Annotated in this window: 19 protein-coding genes; 7 read left to right on the forward strand and 12 right to left on the reverse strand. The window is 50.1% G+C overall.

The genetic code is table 11. From position 1 onward, the window contains the following. Positions 1–12 precede the first annotated feature (12 nt). Positions 13–1,710, reverse strand: coding sequence for a DNA repair helicase XPB (locus BBD42_RS27805; RefSeq protein ID WP_099520803.1), 1,698 nt, complete (start codon positions 1,708–1,710; stop codon positions 13–15). Between the two features lie 248 nt (positions 1,711–1,958). Continuing rightward, positions 1,959–3,143 (reverse strand): M20 metallopeptidase family protein, encoded by a 1,185-nt coding sequence (locus BBD42_RS27810; RefSeq protein WP_099520804.1) that lies wholly within the window; start codon positions 3,141–3,143, stop codon positions 1,959–1,961. A gap of 228 nt (positions 3,144–3,371) precedes the next feature. On the opposite strand from BBD42_RS27810, the gene BBD42_RS27815 reads away from it, so the two are divergent. Both BBD42_RS27815 and ftsW read left to right on the forward strand, forming a co-directional pair. Next, entirely contained in the window at positions 3,372–3,716 is a 345-nt protein-coding gene (locus BBD42_RS27815; protein ID WP_046230584.1) for a YugN family protein, read from the forward strand. A 1-nt stretch (position 3,717) separates the two neighbouring features. Beyond that, positions 3,718–4,887 (forward strand): putative lipid II flippase FtsW, encoded by a 1,170-nt coding sequence (ftsW, locus tag BBD42_RS27820; protein WP_099520805.1) that lies wholly within the window; start codon positions 3,718–3,720, stop codon positions 4,885–4,887. Positions 4,888–4,988: 101 nt separating this feature from the next. Here ftsW and BBD42_RS27825 read toward each other — a convergent pair whose 3' ends face one another. After that, positions 4,989–5,375 (reverse strand): Asp23/Gls24 family envelope stress response protein, encoded by a 387-nt coding sequence (locus BBD42_RS27825; protein ID WP_056038629.1) that lies wholly within the window; start codon positions 5,373–5,375, stop codon positions 4,989–4,991. Positions 5,376–5,525: 150 nt separating this feature from the next. On the opposite strand from BBD42_RS27825, the gene cax reads away from it, so the two are divergent. Further along, positions 5,526–6,584 carry a calcium/proton exchanger gene (gene cax / locus BBD42_RS27830; protein WP_099520806.1) on the forward strand — a complete coding sequence of 353 codons (1,059 nt, stop codon included), beginning with the start codon at positions 5,526–5,528 and terminating at the stop codon, positions 6,582–6,584. Between the two features lie 208 nt (positions 6,585–6,792). Here cax and BBD42_RS27835 read toward each other — a convergent pair whose 3' ends face one another. The 5 genes from BBD42_RS27835 to BBD42_RS27855 form a co-directional block, all read right to left on the reverse strand. Beyond that, positions 6,793–7,080 (reverse strand): Fpa/YlaN family protein, encoded by a 288-nt coding sequence (locus tag BBD42_RS27835; RefSeq protein WP_056038636.1) that lies wholly within the window; start codon positions 7,078–7,080, stop codon positions 6,793–6,795. A 135-nt stretch (positions 7,081–7,215) separates the two neighbouring features. After that, entirely contained in the window at positions 7,216–7,458 is a 243-nt protein-coding gene (locus tag BBD42_RS27840; RefSeq protein ID WP_046230579.1) for an HPr family phosphocarrier protein, read from the reverse strand. Between the two features lie 103 nt (positions 7,459–7,561). Continuing rightward, positions 7,562–8,677 carry an aminopeptidase gene (locus BBD42_RS27845; protein WP_099520807.1) on the reverse strand — a complete coding sequence of 372 codons (1,116 nt, stop codon included), beginning with the start codon at positions 8,675–8,677 and terminating at the stop codon, positions 7,562–7,564. Positions 8,678–8,765: 88 nt separating this feature from the next. Further along, entirely contained in the window at positions 8,766–9,470 is a 705-nt protein-coding gene (locus BBD42_RS27850; protein ID WP_099520808.1) for a hypothetical protein, read from the reverse strand. 190 nt (positions 9,471–9,660) lie between these two features. Then, complete coding sequence (locus BBD42_RS27855) at positions 9,661–11,610, reverse strand: sensor domain-containing diguanylate cyclase (protein WP_099521839.1); 1,950 nt, start codon at positions 11,608–11,610, stop codon at positions 9,661–9,663. A gap of 378 nt (positions 11,611–11,988) precedes the next feature. On the opposite strand from BBD42_RS27855, the gene rpsD reads away from it, so the two are divergent. Then, the gene (gene rpsD, locus BBD42_RS27865) at positions 11,989–12,588 is read left to right on the forward strand and encodes a 30S ribosomal protein S4 (protein WP_046230576.1); all 600 of its coding nucleotides are present in this window, start codon (positions 11,989–11,991) and stop codon (positions 12,586–12,588) included. 55 nt (positions 12,589–12,643) lie between these two features. Here the strand turns inward: rpsD and BBD42_RS27870 are convergent, their stop codons facing one another. Together BBD42_RS27870 and BBD42_RS27875 are read right to left on the reverse strand one after the other, a co-directional pair. Continuing rightward, complete coding sequence (locus BBD42_RS27870) at positions 12,644–14,212, reverse strand: flotillin lipid rafts scaffold protein FloT (RefSeq protein WP_237163252.1); 1,569 nt, start codon at positions 14,210–14,212, stop codon at positions 12,644–12,646. A 339-nt stretch (positions 14,213–14,551) separates the two neighbouring features. Further along, positions 14,552–15,079, reverse strand: a complete 528-nt coding sequence (locus BBD42_RS27875) for an NfeD family membrane protein (RefSeq protein WP_099520810.1) — start codon at positions 15,077–15,079, stop codon at positions 14,552–14,554. A gap of 283 nt (positions 15,080–15,362) precedes the next feature. On the opposite strand from BBD42_RS27875, the gene BBD42_RS27880 reads away from it, so the two are divergent. Beyond that, complete coding sequence (locus BBD42_RS27880; protein WP_099520811.1) at positions 15,363–18,488, forward strand: penicillin-binding protein 1A; 3,126 nt, start codon at positions 15,363–15,365, stop codon at positions 18,486–18,488. Positions 18,489–18,586: 98 nt separating this feature from the next. On the opposite strand, the gene acsA is transcribed toward BBD42_RS27880, so the two are convergent. Then, complete coding sequence (gene acsA / locus BBD42_RS27885) at positions 18,587–20,311, reverse strand: acetate--CoA ligase (protein ID WP_099520812.1); 1,725 nt, start codon at positions 20,309–20,311, stop codon at positions 18,587–18,589. Between the two features lie 178 nt (positions 20,312–20,489). Here acsA and BBD42_RS27890 point away from each other — a divergent pair, with 178 nt between their 5' ends. Continuing rightward, entirely contained in the window at positions 20,490–21,125 is a 636-nt protein-coding gene (locus tag BBD42_RS27890; RefSeq protein WP_099520813.1) for a GNAT family N-acetyltransferase, read from the forward strand. 43 nt (positions 21,126–21,168) lie between these two features. Then, positions 21,169–22,386: an acetoin utilization protein AcuC gene (locus BBD42_RS27895; protein ID WP_099520814.1), complete on the forward strand. Its 1,218-nt coding sequence runs from the start codon at positions 21,169–21,171 to the stop codon at positions 22,384–22,386. A gap of 152 nt (positions 22,387–22,538) precedes the next feature. On the opposite strand, the gene BBD42_RS27900 is transcribed toward BBD42_RS27895, so the two are convergent. Beyond that, entirely contained in the window at positions 22,539–23,090 is a 552-nt protein-coding gene (locus BBD42_RS27900; RefSeq protein ID WP_099520815.1) for an NAD(P)H-dependent oxidoreductase, read from the reverse strand. Between the last annotated feature and the right edge of the window lie 22 nt (positions 23,091–23,112).

Here is a 23,112-nt window from a genome sequence, read left to right on the forward strand (position 1 = left end):
GGCTTGCTCCCTTTATTCAAGCAAAGCTGCTTCCCGCGATTCCAGCGCATAGCGATACCCCTGCTCCACCATGAACAGCTGGCGCCGCAGGGCAAAATCCAGCTCCTTGGTGCCATCGCTGACAACGGTATAAAACCACGCTTCGTTTCTTCCTTGCTTTGGCCTGAGAATGCGCCCAATGCGCTGAGCCTCCTCTTGCCTTGAGCCGTAGCTGCCCGATATTTGAATAGCTACTGCCGCATCCGGCAAATCAACAGCGAAATTGGCAACCTTTGAAACCGCCAGCACCGGAACCTCGCCTGAGCGGAAACGGTCATAAAGCAGCTGGCGCTTATCCTGCTCCAGCTCTCCGGTTATAACGGGAATCGCGAGCGCTTCGGCAACCGCATGCAGCTGATCTAAATATTGCCCGATAATGAGCGTAGGCACGCCTTCATGACGCTTCAGCAGTTCCCTAATTATAGATGCCTTTGATGGATTTTCTGCCGCAAGCCGCAATTGGGAACGGGGAGCGGCAGCCGCATACCGCTTACGGACAGCCTCACTAAGCGGTATCCGAATTTCGGTGCAATGAACAGCCGCAATATGCCCCTCTGCTTCAACCGCCTTCCACAGCCATTCATACTGCTTTGGACCAATGAGCGAAAAGACGTCCTCCGCGCAGCCATCCTCGCGGACGAGCGTTGCCGTTAGCCCAAGCCGCCTCGTCGCTTGAATATCTGCTGTCATTCGAAAAACAGGTGCAGGCAGCAAATGCACCTCATCATAAATAATGAGCCCCCAGTCGCGCTCGGAAAATAAATTCATATGCTGATAGGCTGCCGACTTCGCCTTGCGGCTCGTCAATATTTGATAGGTGGCAATGGTTACCGGGCGTACCTGCTTGAGCCCGCCAGCATATTCTCCGATGTGCTCTTCCTGCAGCGTTGTTTTGTCCAGCAGCTCGCGCTTCCACTGCTGGACCGAGGTGGTGCTGGAGGTCAAAATCAGGGTCGCGCTGCTTAGCTTTGCAAGAGCAGCCAGTCCCACAACCGTCTTGCCTGCTCCGCATGGCAGCACGACAATCCCGCTGCCGCCATGCACGGAGCCTTCAGCGCAGAAAACATCTACCGCCTGCTGCTGATAGGCTCGCAGCTCAAACGGCTTGCCTTGGCGCGTTACCTCGCACAGCTGCACCTTCAGCGCCTCGCCGGCGTGATAGCCCGCCTGATCGATGACGGGATAACCGAGCCGGGCCAGCTCCTGCTTGAGCAGCCCCCGCTCCTCCCCGCGGACTTCTATACCTGGCCCGCTGAGGCATGCTGCCAAATTCGGGCTAGCTAATTTCGGCCTTATTTCCGGATGGCGAGCCAGCTCCATGAGCAGCTCCGCGCTGCCGCTGAGCACGAGCTTGTCTCCCGCTAGCTCAAGATGCAGCTTTCCATAGCGGCCCATCCATTTGCGTATGCTCATTTCCGCATAGCCCGGGATGCTCGATGATGCATACTTCATCAGCAGCGCTATGACGTCCTCCGCCGCCATCCCCGACGCGCAGGCTTGCCATAGCGTCATGGCTGTCATCCGGTACGTATGCCAACCGCCTGGGCGCTTGACGAGCTCTGCGAAAGCAAGCAGCCTGCCAGCGGCCTCCTCTGCCCCGGCCTGCTTCATATTGAGCAGCAGCGTCATATCGCTTTGAACAATAAGCGGCTTGCTGCTTGGTCCCAGCATGTTATCCCCTCCTTATGTATAAGTGTGCAGCCATTAGCACAACGGCAAAGCCAGACCATCGGCCATAATGGCCTCCTATAGGAGCAGTATGCGGAAATAGGCCCTATTTTATGCAATCATAATAGTGGTTGTTATCGTAAGCTGGTCATAAAAAAAGAGAGCATGCCACCGTATTCCGTGACATACTCTCCAATTAACGTACTGCTGCTGCCATGCTCGTCCAGCACGCCGTTTAATGCTCTAACCATCTAATGCTCTGACACATAATCCTCAGCCAGACGAATGAGCAGTTCTGCGGATTTAAGCATGGCGCCTTCTTCGAAATCGAACTTAGGATGATGATGGGAATAGCTGGTGGACATATCGCCATTGCCCGCGCCTACCATCATAAAGCAGCCGGGAACCTCGTCCAAATAGTAGGAAAAATCTTCAGCTACCATCATTTCATCGCCCCGCACCGCATTGCCTTCTCCGAGCATCGGCTCTGCTACGCGAAAAAAACGCTCCGCTTCATGCTCATTATTAATGACGGCAGGATAGCCGACGCGAAGCTGAAAATCGTATTTGGCGCCATACATTTGGCATGTATGCTCTATAACCTGCTTCAAACGCTCATGAATAAAATAACGGCTTTCCTCATCGAAGGAACGAACCGTGCCTTTCATCAAACACCGTTCGGCAATGACGTTATTCGTCGTTCCCGCTTGAAAGGAACCTATAGAAATAACCGACGGATGCAGCGGATTGATGCTCCGGCTAACAATCGATTGTATCGACTGCACGAGCGACGCCCCAACCACAATCGTATCAATTCCTTTATGCGGCATGCCGCCATGTCCGCCCAGCCCGATAATTTCAATTGTGAATTCATCGGCTGCGGCCATGAAAGCGCCTGCTCTTGTCGATACTTGCCCAAATCGGAGCGGTGCCCACAGATGAATGCCATAGATGACATCCACGCCTGCAAGCGCTCCGTCCTTAATCATATGAATGGCACCGCCCGGCGTCACTTCCTCAGCAGGCTGGAACAGCAGTCTCCGCTCGCCCTTAATGTCACTGCGATGCTCCTGATAGAACTTCGCTATGGCCAGCATCGACGACGTGTGGCCATCGTGCCCGCAGGCATGCATAATTCCGGGTACCGTTGACGCATAATCACACTGCTTCTCATCTTGAATCGGCAACGCATCGATATCGGCGCGCAGAGCCACGACTGGCCCAGGCCGTTCGCCCTTTATCGTGACGACGATGCCATATCCGCCTACACCTTCCTCAAACTCGCAGCCGAATTCCGCCAGCTTCCCTGCGATCCATCTTGAGGTTTTCTCCTCTTGGAAGGATAGTTCAGGATGCTGATGGAGGTATCTCCGCCACTGCACCATCTCTGGATAAAGATGTTGCAGCTTTTCTAACGCATAGACACTGGTCAACATAACAGCAAACCTCCTTCACCTTTTACACAAATGACAGACCTATCGTCTTAATCGTATTAACTTACTCTATTTTAACAGAACGAAGCTCACATAAGGAAGCTTAATTGCAGGAATGTTTATTTCGGTTTGCTTTGTCGGCGCGGGTAAGGCTTGCACTGGCTGGGGAAACATACTATCATGAGAAATGAATGTTCAACAATTGGTTATGAATAATGAGGAGGAAACATCATGATTATTGAGAATACCGGTTTGAACGGTGTTCAGAGCGAGCTGTTCCATCTGGATGAATCGGCAGAAAAGCTTGGCTTCGTTCGCTGGCAGTGGGAATACTACCGCGCTACATATGATTTGAAACTGGAAGATAAGGCTACAAACTCTGAATACTTTTTGCGCATCAACACGCGTGCCGTTGAAGGAAAGCTTGAATCTCCGCATGCTGTACTTGCAATTGAAGCCGTATACATTGGCAGAGCAACGTTCCCGCATGGCATGGAGTATGAATCACCGGTGCCGCAACCTATTTTGAACACAGCTACGCAGCGATTGCAGCAACTCAAGCAATTGCTTGACTAGTATGAGCAAAACGCAAAACGGCAGCCGTGGCAGGCCAGATTTTCTGCTTCTCATTTTCACGCTTCTGCTCGTCGGTTTTGGGCTCGTGATGGTATTCAGCGCGAGCTCAAGCATTGCTTTATATTCACCAAAATATTTGAATGATCCGCTCTATTTTGTTAAGAAACAGGCTGTTTTTGCAGCAGCAGGCGTATTTTTTATGCTTATACTGATGAATATTCGATATGAATTTTATAAAAAATCGTTTCTGCTTTTCTTTTTTCCTGTTGTCGTTTTACTAGCTATCGTTCCCTTTGTCAGTGATAATATCAACGGAGCGCACAGCTGGCTGCAAATAGGACCGCTTACGATACAGCCTACGGAGCCCGCAAAGCTCGCGCTAATTTTGTACTTGGGAGCCCTTATCTCCAAAAAAGGCGAAAAATTCCGCGACTTCAAAAAAGGACTCGTGCCCGTCATTCTTGTTACTGGCTTTATCTGCTTCCTCATTATGCTGCAGCCGGATTTGGGCTCTTGCATGGTACTGGCAGGATGCGCAACCGTTATGATTATGGCTGGCGGGGCAAATCTGAAGCAAGTATTCGTAACCGGCGGACTCATGGGGCTCGTGCTTACCGTTGTAGTGAGCATTTCTATGGCAATCAGCCCGACAAAGTGGTCTTACCGGATTGCCCGTTTTACTGCCTTCTTGGACCCTGTGGCAGACAAGCAGGATACGGGGCTTCAACTCGTTTCCTCGTTGCAAGCTTTGGGACATGGCGGCTTGACTGGTGCCGGCTTTGGCGAAAGTGTACAAAAGCTGCATTATTTAACCTATGCGTATAATGATTTTATTTTTGCTATTATCGCGGAGGAATTCGGCTTTATTGGCGCCTCGGTTTTTATTTTATTTTTTCTGGCTTTTTTATGGCGCTGCTTGATCGTCGCTCTGCGCTGCTCGGATCAATACGGCACCATTATTGGCGTCGGCATAGTTGGACTGTTCAGCATTCAAGCATTTATTAACATTGGCGGCGTAACAGGCGCTATACCGCTGACTGGGGTAACGCTCCCTTTCATCAGCTACGGCGGTTCATCGCTTATGGCTTGCCTTATGTGCATTGGCGTATTGCTCAGCATTTCCCGAGAAGCGAATCGCAATGCAAAGCCAAAAAACAAACGTCAAAACTAAAACAAGCTTCCCACCTATGAGGCGCGGAAGCTTGTTTATTGTTGTGTTGTTATATCAGAATGAATAGCTTTATCCGCCGGAGCGCAACAAGCCATCACCGATTATTTTATACGCGGGGTAGCTGTTTCCTCAAACACTTCTTCTTCCTTGAATACAACGCCTTCTACTTTCACATTCACTTCAACGACTTGAAGACCGGTCATATTCGATACCGATTCCCTTACATTGAGCTGCAGTTGGCGGCATACTTCCTGAATAGGAATGCCATAATGGACGATAATACGCAAATCAATTGCGGCTTCGAGCTGTCCGACTTCCACGGAAACACCCTTCTGCACGTTTTTTCCGCTTAGGCGTTTAGCTAGCCCTTCAGAAATCCCGCCAGACATGGCTGCTATACCTGGAGTCTCAAGTGCGGCGAGTCCCGCGATTGTTGCTACTACGTCATCAGAAATACGAATAATGCCTGTTTTAAGGTCCTCGGTCATCTTCTTCACTCCTCCATTTGCTATATATGTATATTGTACTGGATGAATTAACCGGAAGCAACTTTTGTCGATTAAAATAACGGTTATCTGTCGAATAGAATTGGATATATTATATAACAGGTTTGCAGATTTTCACAAAGGGGTGCCCATGTGAGACAGAAGCTGTTTTTCACCGGATTAATCGTCATGTTCGTCTTTAGTGCAATCGCACATTTCGCCCATCTGGACATGACGCTGCAATTTGCTGTTTCCGCTGTGGCGATTGTTTTCGCAGCAGGCTTTCTCGGGCAAGCGACAGAGAGCGTCGCCCATTATGCCGGACAGCGGCTTGGCGGCTTCCTCAATGCGACCTTCGGCAATGCCGCGGAGCTGATTATCGCGTTTTTCCTCGTCAAGGAAGGCTTTTTCGATATGGTTAAGGCGAGCATTACCGGGTCCATCATCGGCAATTTGCTGCTCGTGCTTGGGCTCAGCCTGCTGGCGGGCGGCTTTAAATTCAAGCAGCAGCATTTCAATCAGCAGCTGGCCCAGCATAACTCGACTCTCATGCTGCTTGCCGTCATCGGCTTGTTCGTGCCGGCCATCTTCGTTGGAGCCGAACACTTCACGGTGGAGAAAGACCATTTTCTCAGCCTGTCCGTTGCGGTCATTTTGATTTTGGCTTACGTGCTGTGGCTGCTGTTTTCCATGGTGACACATAAACAAATGCTGGCAGACAGCGAAATGAGCGCTGATCACGGCGAGGCGCCTGCATGGTCTAAGGGCCGCTCCGTCCTTATGCTCGTTGCAGCTACCGTTATGGTCGCTTTTATTAGCGAATGGCTTGTGCACACGCTGGATACGTTTACAACGCGTTTTGGGCTGTCTGAGCTGTTTGTAGGGGCCTTCATCATTGCCATTGTCGGCAATGCCGCCGAGCACAGTGCTGCGGTTATGCTTGCACTGCGCAACAAAATCGGGGCAGCTGTGGAAATTGCGGTCGGCAGCAGCCTGCAAATCGCTCTATTCGTCGCTCCCGTGCTCATTATTGCCAGCGCATTAATGGGCAAAACGATGGACATTATTTTTACACCAATTGAGCTGACCGCTATTGCAGTATCCGTCTTTATCGCAAAATCGGTATCGGGCGATGGACAGACCAATTGGTACGAAGGGGCGCTGCTGCTCATGGTTTATTGTATTTTGGGCATTGCTTTTTATTTGGTATAAAGGACGGGAGTGTGCTGAAACAGGATTTGGACTGCGCAAAAGGCTTGGAGTTGGATCAACGCACTCCCACCATAATAAAGACAAAAGCCGTAAAATTGTTCCTCTTATAAGATACAAGCAAATATAGAACAATCAAAACAAGCAGATAGCTAAACAGATAGACACAAAGAGAGACAGACAAAAAAAAGGAGCAGGCCGCATGGTACGCCTACTCCTTTCTATTCAACGCTTCGTAAAGCTGAGCCAGATTGCGCTCCAACCGACTTAGCAGCTCCTTGCCGCTATGCTCAGCGATCAATCCTGCGCGTACTGCAAAATCAATTTCCCGCGAGAATCCATACATCTGCGTGTCCAATACTTCCTCGTACAGCGGACATTGACGGGTCGTCAAGTTCTCCATCTGAACCTCAATCAATTTCTCTATTTTAGCCGCATCCTCCATAAGGAGACGAAGAGCTTTCTCATGCAATTGAACCGTGACTTCCGGTGAAGACATCGTTTTCCCCCCTAATGCGTGTACCCGCCGTCGTCTATACCCTTTATATTAGACGAAAAAGAGCCAATACACAAGGACAAAACAGAAAAGCGCCCCTTCGGCTAGCGAAGAGGCGCATGTACTGGTGTAACCTGTTTATTCAGAAACAACTGCAATATTCAGGTTATGCTTAGCGAAAACAGCTGCCATTGCGGCTTTTGCTTCTTCAGCATCTGGTCCGTGGACGTGAAGCTCGTAGGAGTGACCGCCTACCAGCGTAGTAAACAATCCCAAAATACTTTTAACATCAATATATTTGTTATCTGCTTGCAGAACGATTGATGAGCGGAATTGACCTGCTGCTTGGGATATTTCTACAATAGCTGCGTTGTTAGACATGGGGAACCCCTCCAATTAAATTAGTAAAGCTTACCTTCGAAATCATGATAACCTGAAATTAAAGATCGGGCAAGAGGCAAATTGTAAAACGCTTCTTTTTCATTTATTTCAAATTTTCGGAATTTAATGCCTCTAGCTCCGGAATAACGAAGTGTCCATCCTTGCGGATTAGCACATCATCGAAATAAATTTCCCCTCCGCCATACTCTGGACGCTGAATGAGCACAAGGTCCCAGTGAACGGACGATCGATTTCCATTGTCTGTTTCATCATAAGCGCGGCCAGGTGTAAAGTGCAGGCTTCCGGCAATTTTCTCATCAAATAAAGTGTCATTCATCGGGTGCAAAATATGCGGATTAAAGCCAATTGCAAATTCGCCAATATAGCGAGCGCCCTCATCCATGTCCAAAATCTCATTCAAGCGCGCCGTATCGCTGCTGGTCGCTTTGACGATTTTGCCATTTTCAAACGTGAAGCAAATGTCCGAGAAGGTTACGCCTGAATATACGCTGGGTGCATTGTAGGAAATGGTGCCTTGCACCGAGTCGCGAACAGGGGCCGAAAATACTTCTCCATCCGGGATGTTGCGGTGGCCGGAGCATTTTTTGGAACCGATATTTTTAATGGAAAAAGTAAGATCGGTGCCTGGCGATACGATTCTGACGCGATCGGTTTTGTTCATTAAAGCCTGAAGCGGGTCCATCGCTTTGTCCATTTTGGCATAATCCAAATTACATACATTAAAATAAAAATCTTCAAACGATTCCGTGCTCATCTTTGCCAGCTGCGCCATGGATTCGTTCGGATAACGCATCACAACCCAGCGCGTGCGTTTTACCCGCTGATCCATATGTACAGCATCGCGATAAATTTGCTCGTAGAGCCGCATTTTATCTTCTGGAACGTCGCTCATTTCATTGACATTGCCGCCAGCGCGAATGCCGATGTAGGCATCCATTTGCTTCATGCGCTGCAAATCATATTTCGTCCATTCCTCGATTTGCTCTTTGCTTCCATTTTGCAGCAGCGTGCGCGTCACGGCAGGGTCTGTAATTTCCACAAAAGGTCTGCCGCCTAGCTTCGCTACCTCTTCAATTAAAGCTTTCGTCAGTTCGCGCTCCGAACCGATCACCTCAATAAGTACATTTTCACCTGGCTGAACGCCGATGGAATAGCCTGCCAAATTGGCAGCTAGCTGCTGAATTCTTGGGTCACGCATGTTAAACTCTCCTCCAAATCATTGCTTCTCTATCGTTGATAAATACTACCAACTCCATCGTAACATGTTTAACAGGTGCGTGCATCCTTCATGGCGAAGTGGTGCCGTCAAAAGCGCTGAGCGAGATGTTCGTCGTCCGCTTCTCCGTAATCCGCTTTCCCTGCTTTTGATAAGCAAATGTTGTTTGCTCCTGCAACTGGAGCGGCACCAGCTTGCTGCGGTCGATCGTCAGCTCGTATTGCCCATCCACCTCTAAGGTAGACAGCATTTGCTTCAGCTCCTGATGGGACTTCTCATATGTGCGCAGCCATTCCTGCCGGAGCGCTCCTTCCTTAGCGGGAGCCTGGCTCGCGAGCGCCGCCATTTCTGCCGTCAAGCGCTTCTCCCACCGTTTCTTCGCTTCCCCCTTGTCTACGGCTGCATGAAGCACGATATGCCCTTCTGCTGTTGCCGCCGTTTGAATACTTACCTTATTTGTCGCTTGCTGAATCTCCTTAAGCAGCTCAGCTGGCGCGGCGGATTCGCTCTGGTCCGCAGCTGTTGCTGCATACGATTTGACCTGTTCATGATCCACTACCTCTCCTGAGAAGCGCAGCGGCGAATAGCTCCAGCCATCTGCTCCAATAATGGAAGTAGTGCCGCTGAAGCTGTATTTATCCGTTGCCGCAAGCCCTGCTGCTGATAAAGAAAGCCACTGCTCCGGCGTTCGTTTGTCTGCCACATCCATGCAGCCGCTCAGACATGCCGTGCTTGCGAATAAAGCTAATAGAACAGCTAGCTTAATGGTTTTCATTTTTCTTCCCTCCAAAAGGTTGCTTTTGCTTTCTCTAGCTTCCCCGAAGCAGCAGGCTCCTTATTCCTGTCCAGGCTTCTATTGTCTAATGAAGCAGGACTTCAATAAAAAAAGAAAAAACGCCTGAGCAAAATGCCCAGACGTTTCTCCTATTTTTTTCAAACAATAATCTTATGTCTAATGCCTGCTCTTATCCTACGCCGAGACGAATACAGTTTCTTCCATTGTTTTTCGCATCATATAAGGCCATGTCTGCACGATAAAATAGCGACTCCACGCTGATTTTATCATTTTCAAACGTCCATTCCGACACGCCGCAGGACACCGTCACCTTAGGGTCCGTCTCCGCTTCCACAAGCAGACGAATACGTTCAGCGATTCGAAAAGCTTGTTCAGAACGAATGCCTGGCAAATATACGGCCAGCTCCTCGCCCCCCCATCGTGCAGCGATGTCTCCCTGCCTAATCGTAGTCCGTATAATTTCGCTCACTTGGATTAAAATACGATCCCCAACCTGATGGCCGAATGTGTCATTAATGCGTTTGAAATGGTCGACGTCGACGAGCACGAGTGAGCCTAACGGATCTTTGCGCTGACGGCTCTGGATTTGCTCGTTCAAGTAGTGGCGGGCATGCAGCCCCGTTAAATTGTCCGTAATAACCATACGGCGAACCTCTGCATGCAGCGAAGCATTCGTCACCGCCAAGGCAATATGTGTGGACATAATTTGGAGCAGCTTATAATTGTCGTAGGAGAAATAATGAGGGTTTTTATGCGTAACCATGATCACGCCCACTACTTCATCCTCAACCATAATAGGGGCAGCGATCAGCGAGCGGGAGCCAGTGTAATCCATCATTTTAGACGTTACGACACGGGTCTGCCAATAATCTGACAAAATAAGCGGTTCTTTCGTGCGGTTAATAATGCCGCTAAAGCCGTAATCCGGCACGAATTGCTCGCGTGCAAGCGTAGGAATGTTGCTGGACATGACATTAAATTGGTTGCGGTCTTTATCCAATTGGAGAATTGAGCAATAATCCGCTTCAAAAATATTAAGCAGCTCATTCGTCGCAAACTTGAATATATCCTTAAGCTTCAGCGATTGATTCAGCCGTTTCGCCAGCTCATTAATGACGCGAAGCTCGTTAATGAGCAAATTGGACTGCTCGTACAGCTTGGCATTCTCAAATGCAGATCCCGCTGTATCCGCCAGCAGCACGAAGGCCGGCATATTCGCAATATCCCAGCGCTCAGCGTCAATCGAGATGCAGAGTACGCCGTAAGCCGCCTGCTTGCCGCTCATTGGAACTGCAAGGCGTATCGTGCCATCCCGTTCCTTCTGCGTCATCGGCTTGCCTTCCATGAAAGCTTTCGCAACAATGTCATGCGCTGCATTTTTAAAAATAAGCGGCTTGACGCGCGCATCGCCATTCAAATGGTCTTGGGACAAATACAGATTGACTTCGGAGCTCGGGTAAAGCTGACCTAAACTGCTTAGCATTTCGGATAGTACAGCTGTAACGTCGAATTGATCATACAATCGCTTAGCTGCCAGAAACAGGGCATCGCGCCTATTGGCATCCTTCTCCGTTCGTTTTTGCTGGAGCAGCAAATCCCGGACATATATATGTTCGAAAGAGCGGTAGAAGCAGCTGCGGAAATGAAGGGCACTAAGCCTTGCCTGCTGCTCGGCTTCGGCAGTACTGCTTGGGGCAATATGTATAAATATGCTGAATGGCTCGCCACTCGAACGTTTGCGGACAGGAACAGCAGCAGCATGAGCAGGCGGCTCTCCAAACGTCACTGAAGCTGCGCAGCCAGACTCAGCTACTTGTGCAGCAAGCATTCGCAGCTCATCGCGCCACAACTCCGCCTGCCCTTTAACAGCACCCGTGCTATCAATTAAACGCAGCTCCCAGTCAAATAATAGTGAGGCGCCCTGCACCGCTCCCGCTTCCTCGCTTGCCTCTCTGAGCCATAGCTCGAAGCTGTCCTGAAGCAGCGGCATCATGTATGGCCTGTCCGCATCGTTAATATCTTCGTGCATAAACCATATTTCAGGATGCAATTGCTCTACAGGAGCTGCAGCCTGAGCAAAGTGATCGTTATTATTCCCATCTCGGTTTCGATTGTTCATCTGCAACACCCAACCCTTCTGTCGGTCTAAACAAGGAGATGAGCAGTCATCTATGTATGAAGAAGATACCATCATCATACTTTATTTTTAAGAATATTGCACTAATTAACAGTTGGTTTATAGGCCTTAAGACTCTATATCATTCCCGGTTAGCATTACAGGCTATTTTTCTTGACTTTCTGCCTGAATTTCATATAATATTAATTGTTGAATACATGGGCGTACGGTTTTGTGTCACCCTCGAGAATAAGTTCACTGACAGGCCTGCGGCTGAGGTGCTTGTTAGGCTCTAAGTTTTGACTTGAGCATTTGAGCTTGTTCCGCGAAACACAACCCCATCTTCAAAAATCCCATTTGTTGAAGGAGTTAACACGACGCATGTCACGTTATACAGGACCTAAATTTAAATTAAGCCGCCGCCTTGGAATTTCCCTGAGCGGAACTGGCAAAGATCTCAAACGTCCATTTCCACCAGGCCAACACGGCCCGAACCAACGCAAGAAATTGAGCGGCTATGGCGTTCAATTGCAAGAAAAACAAAAGCTGCGCCATATGTATGGTTTGAACGAGAAGCAATTCCGCAACTTGTTCGACAAAGCAGCTAAAATGAAAGGTATTTCCGGCGACAACTTCCTCGTGCTTTTGGAAAGCCGTCTGGATAACCTCGTTTACCGTCTTGGCCTGTCCAACTCGCGTGCTGGTGCGCGCCAATTGGTTTCTCACGGTCATGTAACAGTTAACGGCAAAAAAGTCGACATCGCTTCTTACACTGTATCGCTTAACGACGTAATCGGCCTGCGCGAGCGCAGCCGTGGTCTGAAAACGATCAAAGAAGCTATGGAAGGCCGTCATCACCTGCCTAACTACCTTGAGTTTAACGACCAAGCGCTTGAAGGCAAGTACGTTCGTTTCCCAGAGCGTGCTGAGTTGACGCAAGAAATCGACGTTAAACAAATCGTCGAGTTCTACAGCCGTTAATAAAAGGAAATCCCTGGTCATCTTATGATGGCCGGGGATTTTTTTGTTCGCTTATTTACGATGGGTTATTCTCGTCTTGGCCCGATTCCTTCGAGGACAGCAATTGCAGCAACGCATCGCTCGTTGAGGAAGCTTTCGCCGGAACCGCGACAGCGGGCACTGGAGCAGGAGCTGGTGTATTTTTCGTCGTTAATCCCTTCATTAAAGCATTTACATCAATGCCCGCCACACTTTTCAGCATCTCTGGCGCTGTAGCCATCAAGGAAGTGACGTAGTTGCTCAGTCGCATCGCCCCTTCGCCATTGCCCGTATCCACAACAGTCAGCTTATCTATGCCTTTAATTGGCTCAGCGACCTTGCCTGCCAGCTCAGGCAGCATTTTCACAATAATGTCGAGGATCGCTGCCTCTCCAAACTTCTCGAACGCTTCTGCCAGCTTTTCCTTTGCCTCGGCTTCCGCTAGACCGCGCAGCCTGATCACTTCGGCTTCCGCTGTACCTTTGGCCCGCTCAGCATCCGCTACGGCCAAGCCATCCAGCCGCTTCTGCTCGGCCATCGCCTTCGCTTCCGCTTCGATGCTGTACTGCAGCGCATCCGCCTCACGCAGCCGTTTGGATTTCTCCCCTTCTGCCGCCTGCTCGACTGCATAACGATCGGCATCCGCTTTCTTCTTCACCTCAGCGTCGTATTGCTTCTCTCTACGCAAAATTTCTTTTGCTTCAAGGTCAATCTCCCGTTCTTTACGCACCAGCTCAACTTTCATTTGCTCTTCGACCACGCTCTGCTTCGCCCGAGCTTCTTGAATGGCGTAGGCTTGATCCGCTTCTGCTTTCGCGGTATCCTGGTCTTTTTTGAAGGAAGCGACTTTGAGCTCTTTCATTTTCTCTGCCTCCGCGATATTCGTATCCCGCAGCAGCTCGGCCTTCTGTCCTTCCTCTTCGGCACTCGCCTTCTTAATTCTTGCATCCCGCACCGCCTCAGCTTGTGCAATGTCTGCATCCCGCTTCACAGCCGCTATACGAGGCTTGCCAAGCGCATCCAGATAACCGTGCTTGTCGCGCAAATCTTTAATCGTAAAGGAGACAATTTGCAGCCCCATCTTTTTAAGATCTTTGGCCGCCACACTTTGTACCTCTTGGGCAAACCGATCGCGGTTGCGATATACTTCCTCTACCGTCATGGAACCTAGAATCGCCCGCAAATGCCCTTCCAGCACTTCCTGCGCCTCGCTCTTCAGCTCTTCTGTCGGCTTGCCCATGAACTGCTCGGCAGCTGTTGCGACATCCTCTACGATACCGCCGATTTTAATGATCGCGACGCCATCGGCCATAACCGGAACACCTTGCTCCGTATACACCTCTGGAGTAGACACATCAAGTTTATGGGAAAGCAAAGAAAGAAATTCAGCCTTCTGGAAGATTGGCAGTATAAAAGCGCCTCCGCCTCTGACGATTTTAATGCGGCGGCCGCTGTCATCTGTCATAACATTGCGGGTTCCAAGAAATGAGCCGGTTACAATCATCGCCTCATCTGGGCTAACGGTTTTGTAGCGAGCCCAGAACGCGAGTCCAAGTACGACGAATACAGCAACAACAATAACGGGAATAAGCAAAAATTCAGGCATAGCATCAAGCTCCTCTCTGTTTGTCAAATAACCAGTTATAACAGTGGATCAAGGTGAAACGGCCGAAAGCCGTTCTTTGGCGGCGCGGCGCGTTTCAGTCCGAGAAATATAAGCCTAGTATAAGGGGGAAACTTATACATTCTTGTATTTCAAGCAAAAACGACTTCGTGTCCTTCTGGGACGAGCGAAGAGCTTTGCCCTAGAATTCTAAGCGGATATAAGGATGAAACTTATAAACTCTTAGAATTCAAGGTGAAACGGCCGAAAGCCGTCCTTTGGCGGCGCGGCGCGTTTCAGTCCGAGAAATATAGAGATAGGATAGCGAAATCATATCCTTTCCTATATTTCAAGCTGAGACACATACAGCGTATGCTCCTTCACTTCAATTACGACAATGCGGACGCCGCTTGGAATTGGTTCGCCGTCAAAGCTTGCGGCAATTTGATTGGAAAATCCCGCTCCTGCCGGCATTAGCACCTCGCCGCATCCAATCGCCGGAATCGGTACCAATACTTCCCCAAGCCGCCCGGTAAAATCATGAATGGAGACGGCTGTTGAATTTTCACTTTCGCTCATCGGCTTCACATATAGGAAATATACGCCTCCGCCTGCGACGATCGCGACTAATCCAGCAATAACAAGGACTATTCCAGCTGTCAGCGGTGAATATTGTTGCAGCAGCAGCCCTGCGCCGCCAAAGGCGGTAATGCCGCCTACGAGCGAGGTAGGCTGAAGCCAGCCATACCCCTCGCTGGCGAGAAAATCGAGCGCTCCGTCAAAAGCAGAGCTTAGAAAATCGCCAAATATAACGCTTACAATTGCATAAAGCACGCCGCCAAACAGACAGCCCCAGAACAACGCCTCCACTTTGTCCTCCCCCTTTCTGCAACCAAATTCTGTTATAACTGTTTTTATTTATTACGATAATTCCTTGGGATTTGTTTCAAAAAAATAAATAAGTCTGCACAATTTGTCCCATATGCTTTGCTATATTTCTTTTTTTCATACTAATTATTCCTTCGTTTTATGGGAATGTCCTATTTCGCATATCCATAACATAGCAAATGAGTGAAGTCAATCATCTTCCCTCTTTTCGAAATGGTGTTTTATGCTATAATAGTTGGGTGTATTGGAGGAGGAGTTAATTCATATGCAGGAAGATCAACAACCATCATCATCCCGCAGAAGCGGCTGGCGCACATTTGGACTCGTAACATGGCTAACAGTAAAGTGGCTCTGTTACCTCGTCATATTCGTCGGTTTGCTAACGGGAGGAGCCGTAACGGGCTATGTGGCCTCTTTGGTTAAAGGAGAAGAAGTACGACCGCGAACTTTAATTGAAGAGAAAATAAACGAAAACTCAGTTACCGGCTTTGTCTTCTTTAATGATGATACCCTTATTGGACAGCTTCGCACGGAAGAGGATCGTATTCTAGTCGATTACGATGAGCTTCCCCCGCAAGTCATTAACGCCGTGCTTGCGATTGAAGACAATAATTTTGAAACCCATTATGGCGTCGATTTAAACGGTTTGGGACGGGCAGTCAAGCAGAAGCTGCTTAATGAAGATACGCAGACGGGCGGCAGTACGCTTACTCAGCAATTGGCACGACGCGTATTTCTAAGCCTTGACGTAACCGACAGCCGTAAAGTGAAGGAAATTTTTCTCGCTCTGCGGATGGAGCGCTACTTGACGAAGGAAGAAATTCTTGCAGCATATTTGAATAAAGTACCATTCGGAAATGGCTCAAGCGGCTACAATTTATATGGAATCAAGGCGGCCGCCAAAGGTGTTTTCGGCATTACCGATTTGAGCAAGCTGAACATTGCGCAATCGGCTTATTTGGCCGGACTGCCGCAGCGTCCTTCCGCTTATACCGCATTTAACGGCAAAGGCCAGTTCAATGAAGGCGGCTTTGACCTCGCCATTGAGCGTCAGGCGACCGTGCTGATGCGGATGCTCCAAACCGGACGCATTACCCAGCAGGAATATGATGAGGCGAAAAAATTCGATATTCGCGGATCGCTCGCAAAGCCAGTAGCGAAAGCCTATACGACGTATCCTTATCTCATGCTGGAGGCAGAGCGCCAAGCGGCGGAAGTTATGCTCATGCAGCAGGACCCGACGCTGACCGTAGCCGATCTTCGCAAGAAGGAAAACGCCGATCTCATAGAAGAAGCGCGCGAGCATTTGCTCCGTGGCGGCTATCAGGTGCATACGACGATTGACAAAGACATTTATAAAATGATGCGTGATATCGGCAATGATCCGAGCAACTTTACTCCGGACAGCAAGGAGAAAGGCATTGAGCAAATTGCTGCCGTTCTCGTCGATCACAAAACCGGAGCGATACTTAGCATGCTGGAGGGCCGTGATTTTTACGAGGAGCAAATGAACTTTGCTACTCAGATGACGCGTCAGCCGGGCTCAACGATGAAACCTATCGCCGCCTATTTGCCAGCCATTGATAAAGGGCTGATTCAACCAGCAAGCATATTGGATGATGCACCGATTATTTTGAAAAACAGTGGTTCCAGCTATCATATTCCAAAAAATGCAAATAATCGTTACAGCGGCCTTGTTACCGCTCGCGAAGCGCTCAACCGCTCGCTTAATTTGCCAGCGCTAAAGATTTTCCTTGATGAGGTTACGATAAAGGAAGCCTGGAAGTTTACTAGAAAGCTCGGCATTACAACGCTGCAGCCAGAAGATGATGCCGCACAGACCGGCGTTCTTGGCGGACTCAGCATTGGGGTATCTGTTGAAGAATTGACCAGCGCCTATGGCTCGATTCCGAATCAAGGCCTGTATAATGATTCTTACATGATCGCCAAAATTACGGATGCTAATGGAAAAATCGTCTATGAGCACCAGCATGAGCCGACTCGCGTCTTTTCCGAGCAGACCGCTTTCCTGATGACGGATATGCTTCGCACCGTTATTTCCAGCCCAAGCGGCACAGCGAATTCCCTGACTTCGCGGCTTAAAAATTACGGCAAAATTCCGTACGCGGGTAAAACGGGCTCGACGCAAAACTACGGCGACGTCTGGTTCATGGGCTTCACCCCGGATGTCACGCTTGGGGTATGGGCCGGCTATGAGAAGCCGATCTACACGCTCGAAGGCGACAGCCGCAAGCGCGCCCGCGAAATTTGGGCGAAGATGATGAATCAGCTGGCCGATGAGAAGCCGGAGATGTTTGCGACCAAAGCGTTCAATCAGCCGGATGGCGTTGTTAAAGCAACTGTATCCAGCGCCAGCGGCAAGCTGCCGACTTCATTAACGAGATCAGCAGGCATGCTGGTAACCGACTGGTTCAACAAAAAATATATTCCTAAGCAAGCGGATGATGCCCTTGTGAATATGTCATTCATACGCTATAACGGCGTCAATTATGTCGCTCAAGATGCAACACCATCTGATTTCATTTCACAGCAGACGGTTATTAAGCGCAAGAAGCCGCTTGACGAGCTTATGGATGAAATCAGCAAAGTGCTTTCCCGCGTTCCGGCAAGCAGCCGCAGAGCGCTCAGCTATTACTTGCCTACGGATGCAGGCAAAAACGCGCCTTCCAAGGTCGATCCACGCAAGGATGACGGAAGTGCGCCAAGTGCACCGGGCAATGTGTCACTCACATCGATTGGCCAGGGCGTAGTCAGCCTTTCCTTCTCCGCTCCAGGCCAGAATGATGTCGTTGGCTTCCGGTTATATCAGGCTGTTAACGAAGGCTCCTTTAACAAAGTGGGAAATTCCATCCTGCTGGGAGATACTTACAGCGCGAGCTTTACCGTCAGTGCCAGCAATGGCTACAGCTTCTATGTAACAGCCGTGGATGTTGCCGGCAAGGAATCGGCACCAAGCCAAATTGTCCGCTTCGGTAAAGCGCCTGTCGCACCTGTTATCCCTGATCCGCTTAATCCGGGCCAGCCTCCTGAGGAAGGCGGCGATCCAGGACAGGGTCAAGGTCAAGGACCTGATGTTCGGCCAACGCCGGAAATCGGCTTGACTGCTCCAGCAGCTCCTGCTGGCCTTTCCGCACAGGGCAATGAGACAGGGATTACCTTGTCTTGGCAGGCAAGCGCAGCTGGCGAGCAGGTTACGGTGTATCATGTGTATTTCGCCGCAGGCAACGATGGCAAATACGTGGAAGTAGGCTCCACCGCAGAGACGAGCTTCGTCTACGCCTCGCCGCTTTCGTCAGGAACGTTCTACGTGACAGCGGAGAACGCGGTCGGGCAGTCTGCTCCTTCCTCAAAAGCAAGCATTGGCGGTTAAACGTTATTTTTCACAGCTGACTCGTTCTAAAGCAAAAGCTCCGGTTCCGCAACTAACGTTGCATGGAACCGGAGCTTTTTTTAAGCTTATCACACAGCCTAATCCTCAATCGTAGATAAATCGCCTGTTGGCAAATTCAGCTCCCATGCCTTCAGAACACGACGCATAATTTTGCCGCTGCGCGTCTTCGGCAGCTTATCCTTGAATTCAATTTCCCGGGGAGCCGCATGTGCAGACAGGCCCACTTTCACAAACTGGGAAATTTCCGCCTTCAGCTCATCGGATGCCGTGTAGCCTTCACGCAAGGCGATAAAAGCTTTAATGATCTCGCCGCGCATCGGATCAGGCTTGCCAATGACGCCTGCTTCGGCAACCGCTGGATGCTCAACAAGCTTGCTCTCCACCTCAAACGGCCCTACTCGCTCGCCCGCTGTATTAATTACATCATCAATGCGGCCCTGGAACCAGAAGTAGCCATCCTCATCGATATAGGCAGAGTCGCCCGATACATACCAGCCCTCCAGATGAAAATATTCCGCGTATTTGGCTGGGTTGTTATAAATTTTGCGCATCATCGAAGGCCATGGCGTGCGAATCGCCAAATTGCCCATTCGGAATGGCGGCAGCACATTGCCTTGATTATCAATGATTGCCGCTTCTACGCCCGGCAGCGGCTTGCCCATTGAGCCTGGCTTTATCGTCATTGACGGGTAATTGCAGATCAGCTGTCCACCCGTTTCCGTCATCCACCACGTATCGTGAATGCGCTGCTGATAAACCTTCATCCCCCAGCGAACGACTTCTGGATTGAGCGGCTCGCCCACGCTGAGCACATGACGCAAGCTCGACAAATCGTAGTTCAATACGACGTCATCGCCTGCCCCCATCAGCATGCGGAACGCTGTTGGCGCACTGTACCAGACGGTGACGCCGTATTTTTGAATGGTCCCATACCAATCTGCCGGGCTGAACCTGCCCCCTCTTACGACAATCGTAGCCGCATTCAGCCATGGGGCAAAAATGCCATAGGACGTTCCCGTTACCCAGCCCGGGTCGGCGGTGCACCAGTAAATATCATCCTCTTTCAGATCGAGGACAATTTGGCCTGTATATTTATGCTGAATCATTGCATTTTGTACATGATAGACGCCCTTAGGCTTGCCGGTCGAACCGGACGTATAATGCAAAATAAGGCCATCCTCGCGTCCGAGCCATTCAATGTCGCTATCGGTCGATGCTTGCTGCATCTCGGCGGCATAATCGACGATTACGTCATCCGTCTGCACCTCATCGCCGTAAACGATAATATGCCGCAGCGATGGAATTTCATCGCGCTTAATCCGGCTGAGCAGCGCTGGCGTTGTGATAATCGCGGACGCTTCACTGTCCTGCAGGCGGTCCTTGACTGCTGTTTCCATGAACGCTTCAAATAATGGGCCGATGACGGCGCCGAGCTTGAGCGCTCCGAGCACGCTGATATACAGCTCAGGCGTTCGCGGCATAAACACGAATACACGCTCGCCCTTCGTTATGCCGAGCCCCCGCAGCACATTCGCAAATTGATTCGATTGCGCTTGCAGCTGTCCAAACGTATAAGACTCGTCACGCGAGCTGTCGCTGTAATAAAGGGCTACCTTATCCCCCTTGCCAACAGATACGTGGCGATCTATCGCTTCATAAGCCATATTCACCTTTCCGGTCTGGTGCCAGCTGAACTGCTGCTCGATCGTTTCCCATCGGAAGGTTTTTACAGCTTCATCATAATCAACCAGGTTAGAATTATTGGCTATTGCTGGAATTCGCTCTTGATGTAGATCAGACATTCTATCACTCTCCCATCAAATCTATTACACCTTTACCGAGTGGAATACGCTTACATGGACGATTATAACATATCTGCTTTATTTTCGACCATGCTTTTCATTTGGCGAAATGTTTGCTATAACCATTAGTAGAACAAGCTTTACCATTTAGGCAGCACCACAGAGAGGGGAGTATGCCTTGCAGCATCGCAAACATTATCAGCAGGACAAAATCATACTCGCAGACGGCCGGGAGCTTGTGCTGGAAGGGCCTGTTCCCGCTGAGCAGCTATCACAGCTTATCATGCATCCAGACCTGGATGCGTTTCGCAGGCCTGCCGAGCAGCATGAGGCGCTTGTGGAAATCGCCGCCTTGGAAGAAGGCCGCATCATTTTGGCCCGGGAAGCTGATCGCATCGTCGGTTATGTCACCTTCCATTATCCCGATGAGCTGGAGCGGTGGTCCGAAGGGAATATGGCCGATTTGGTCGAGCTTGGCGCTGTCGAAGTAGCCAATGACTACCGCTCCTATGGGCTCGGCAAAAAAATGATCCAGCTCGCCTTCGCGGAGCAGCAAATGGAAAACCTGATTATTTTTACAACGGAATATTATTGGCACTGGGATTTGAAAAGCACGGGACTCAGCGTCTGGGACTATCGCACGATGATGGAAAAGCTGATGAAGTCTGTCGATATGATTTGGTACGCAACGGATGATCCGGAAATATGCTCCCATCCCGCCAACTGCCTGATGGTGCGGATTGGCAGCGAGGTTCCGCTGGAATCGATCGAACAGTTTGACCGCGTTCGGTTTCGGCAGCGGTTCATGTATTAAGGATAGATCGGCGTTATAGGCCGGAGGAGGACGTGATTCGTTTATGCCGTCAAATGCTATTTTTGTGCATCAGCCAGGCTGCTCGCTTTATAAATTTGGCGAGGAGCATCCTTTTAATCCGATCAGGCTGACGCTTACGGTTGACCTGCTTCAAGCGCTGGGTGCGCTCCCCCAGGAGCATTGGCATGAGACTGACCGCCAAGCAAGCAGCCAAATGCTCGCGCTGGCGCATCGCCAGGACTACATAGAAGCGGTTAGGCAGCTCAGCACGCAGGCCCCTGCACCGGAACAACAAGACAGCTCCGGGCAATTTGGGCTTAATACGGAGGATACGCCTTTTTTCCCGGGCATGCATGACGCAGCAGCGGCTATCGTTGCTGGTTCCGTAGAAGCGGCGGAGCAGGTGATGAGCGGCAAGACGCTGCATGCTTATCATATGGCAGGCGGGCTGCATCACGCTTTTCCAGAGCGCGGTTCCGGCTTCTGCGTCTACAATGACGCGGCCGTAGCGATTAAGCATTTGCGGGAAACGTATAACGCGAGGGTGCTTTATATTGATACCGATGTCCATCATGGCGATGGGGTGCAGTGGATTTTTTACAATGATCCCGATGTGTGCACCTACTCTATCCATGAGACGGGCAAGTTTCTATTTCCCGGCACCGGCTATGTGTATGAAAAAGGAACCGATGCGGGCATTGGCACGTGCTTTAATCTGCCAATGGAGCCTTATACAGAGGACGATTCATGGCTGGAATGCTTCCGCTCCTCTATTACGAAGGTTGCGGCCGCTTTTAAGCCCGACATTATTATTAGCCAGCATGGCTGCGATGCCCACGCCTATGATCCGCTGTCGCATATTCATTGCAGCATGCGCATTTATAGCGAAATGCCTGCCATTATCCATGAGCTGACCCATACGTTTGCGGGAGGCAAGTGGGTCGCGCTCGGCGGCGGCGGCTATGACCTGTGGCGCGTCGTTCCGCGTGCTTGGGCACTCGTATGGCTAACGATGATCGATCACCCAATCGCCTTGGCGCTTGCCGGCAAAACGGGTGCGGGGCTCAAGGAAGCCGGGTTCACCCCTGAGAGCAATCTGCGACTGCCGCAGCAATGGCTCGATAAATGGCAAGAAAGCAGCCCTAGCGGGCTGCCGGAATGGTGGCTGGATGATTTGGCACAAATTCCGCCTATTCCCCGCCGTAGTGAAATTGAAGCCAAAAATCGTGCTATTTGTGAAATCGCAATACAGGATTTATAAGCTGGCGTGGCCGAACAGAGCGGGCTATCTATGAAAAACTGCGGTGTGAGAAGCTTTGAAGGAAAACTTAAGCGAAGCTTTCCGAGAAACGTTTAAGAGGCTTTCAAGGAAGCCTTCAAAAAAAACTCAAAGCTTCCCCCGTTCGCTCCGCCTCAAAGCCCGAATGTCTTTTTCAAATGAGCCTCAAGCTTCGCTAAGCCATCTTCCACATCAGGCTCACGCATCGAAGAATAAAGCGAGAATGTAGGCAGCGGCTTCAGCCCGCAATACTCTTGGGTTTTATGTACGCTGAACAGCACCTCATCCTCGCTTTTCCCTTCCAGAAAGCCCGCTGGATCGGAGAAAGCGGCAGCGGACGATCCCCAGGTGAGCGACAGCATATATTTTTTATCGGTAAGCAGTCCTCCCCGGCCAAACTCCGTCGCTTTGCCGAAAAAGATATTCGGCAGATAAATGTCGTCGATATATTTTTTAAGCAGGCCCGTAATGCTAAACCAATAAATAGGTGTCTGCAAAATAATGACGTCGGCCCATTGGAATTTTTGAATCTCCTGCTCCACCTCATAGCCCTCTGCAACCGTTGTTGTCTGAACCGCATGCTGGGCAGAAAGCTGTGAAACCGCCGCGGCAACGAGTGTCTGGGTCAGCTTACCTTGCGCTCTGTCATAATAATCATGTCCGTTCACAATCAAAATGTTCGTCATCTGCTTGCAGTCCCCCTGTAGA

Origin of the sequence: Paenibacillus sp. BIHB 4019 (assembly GCF_002741035.1) — a bacterium.
GTDB lineage: Bacteria > Bacillota > Bacilli > Paenibacillales > Paenibacillaceae > Pristimantibacillus.